The sequence below is a fragment of the Williamsia sp. genome (genome assembly GCF_016462415.1).
GTDB lineage: Bacteria > Actinomycetota > Actinomycetes > Mycobacteriales > Mycobacteriaceae > Williamsia_A.
Genome location: NZ_JAEMTF010000178.1, coordinates 2,613 through 4,579 on the forward strand (window position 1 = coordinate 2,613; position 1,967 = coordinate 4,579).

A 1,967-nucleotide genomic window follows, 5' to 3' on the forward strand; every position below is an offset into this window, starting at 1 on the left:
CCGGCGACGATCAGCAGACCTATCTGCGTGCGTCGGAGGTGGGTCGGGGACATGCGTCAGAGACTACTTATCCGTCATCAGCTGAGACCGGCGGAGATCGCGGCGTGCAGGTCGCGGAGCCGGTCGCGGTCGGTGGGGACCTCGATGACCTGCAGTCCCGCCGTGTCCTCGGCGAGCGCAGCGGGCAGCCCGGCGAGGTCGACACGGCGATGGGTGACGCCGAAACCGGCGCACAGCGCGGCGAGGTCGGTGCGGTGCGGTGTACCGAAGACGCGCTCGAAGGCGTCGTCGTACTCGACCCCGGAGAACCGGCGCTGACCCTGCTCGAGCAGACCGAAGATGCCGCCGCCGTCGTCGTTGGCCACGACGATCGTCAGGTTGCGCGGACGCGGTTCGGCGGGACCGATCAGCAGTCCCGACGCGTCGTGGACGAAGGTCAGGTCGCCCATGAACGCCACCGTGCGCACGTCGTCGGCCGTCAGGGCGGCGCCGATGGCCGTCGACACCGTGCCGTCGATCCCTGCGACCCCGCGGTTGGACAGGACGCGCACCTCCGGCGAGACGCGCCCGGCCAGCGCGACGTCGCGGATGGGGTTGGACGCCCCGACAACCAACTGCTCGCCGGGACGCAGGGCGGCGCTCACCACCCGTGCGACATGCAATCCGGTCACGGTCCCGGGCCGGTCCAGCTCGGCGTCGACGGATCCGACGGCCCGCTGCTGCACGTCGGCGCAGGCCTTCAGCCACTCCTCCGAGCACCGGCCGCTGACCTCCGCGCGCGTCCCGGTGGCCAGGACGTTGCCGGACACGTCCGGCCAGCGCGGGCCGGTGGTCAGGGCGTAGACGCGGACGTCGCGGTCGGCGAGAAGGTTCGCGACCTGTCGGTGCAGCGTCGGCCGACCACAGATGATGGCCTGCTTCGGCGTCAGCAGACCGAGGGCCAGGGGATGCAGCGGGTTGGCCGGTGCGGGCGCGGTGGGCTCGGCGACGGTCGGGATCTGGGCCAGTTCCGCCCGCACGCCGGCGCCGTGCCCGGAGACGACCACGGTGTCCTCGGTGAGGTCGATGTCGATGGGCACGTCGAGGCGTCCGACCTCGGCGGTGGTCCACGGTCGCCCGCCGTCGCGGCCGACGAACTCGCCCAGACCGTCGTGCGGACCGACCCCCTCCTCGGGTACGAGGGGTTCGCGCAGGGGGATGTCGAACTGGACCGGTCCGGCGTTGCCGGTGCGCGCGCCGCGGGCGGCCGCGAGGACGCGACCGACGCCCGAACGCCACTGGCTGTTGGTGTCGAGGTCCTGCTCGGCCAGGCCGAGGCTGATGGCCGCGCGGACCTGGGTGCCGAAGATGCCGAACTGCTCGATGGTCTGGTTCGCGCCGGAGCCGAGGAGCTCGTACGGGCGGTTGGCGCTGACGACCACCAGCGGGACGCGGGCGTAGTTGGCCTCGTAGACCGCGGGGCTCATGTTGGCCACCGCCGTGCCGCTGGTCATGACGATCGGGACCGGCTGGCGTGAGGCCATGGCCAGGCCGAGGGCGAGGTATCCGGCGGTCCGCTCGTCGATGCGCACGTGCAGTCGCAGCAGGCCCGCGGTGTCGGCGGCGTGCAGGGCGAAGGCCAGCGGCGCGTTGCGGGACCCGGGGCACAACACGGCCTCACGCACCCCGCCGCGGATCATCTCGTCGACGATGACGCGGGCCTGGACGGTGGACGGGTTCATCCGACCAGGTTAATCCCGAATACAGATGGTCAACCGCGACGTCCGCCACACCGCTCAGGCGCCGGCGCCGCCGTCGACGGGCAGTATCGCGCCGGTGACCATCGAGGCACGGTCGCTGAGCAACCACGCGGCAGCCTCGGCGACCTCGCGGGGTGAGGCCATCCGGCCCATCGGGGACGCCGCGATCGTCGCGTCGATCACGCCCGGTGACCGCGCGTCCCAGTCGAGCATCATCTCGGTGGTGGT

At 72.3% G+C, this 1,967-nt stretch carries 2 protein-coding genes; both read right to left on the reverse strand.

Annotated elements, in window-relative coordinates; all coding sequences use genetic code 11:
• Positions 1–77 precede the first annotated feature (77 nt).
• Positions 78–1,721, reverse strand: coding sequence for a 2-succinyl-5-enolpyruvyl-6-hydroxy-3-cyclohexene-1-carboxylic-acid synthase (gene menD, locus JHC79_RS22755; RefSeq protein WP_296395190.1), 1,644 nt, complete (start codon positions 1,719–1,721; stop codon positions 78–80).
• A gap of 54 nt (positions 1,722–1,775) precedes the next feature.
• A partial coding sequence (locus tag JHC79_RS22760) for an SDR family oxidoreductase (protein ID WP_296395192.1) occupies positions 1,776–1,967 on the reverse strand: 192 nt, incomplete at its 5' end.

What these genes read in the sequence shown, in the direction of transcription:
- menD (WP_296395190.1), bottom strand. Translation starts at nt 1,721, where the DNA reads ATGAACCCGTCCACCGTCCAGGCCCGCGTCATCGTCGACGAGATGATC.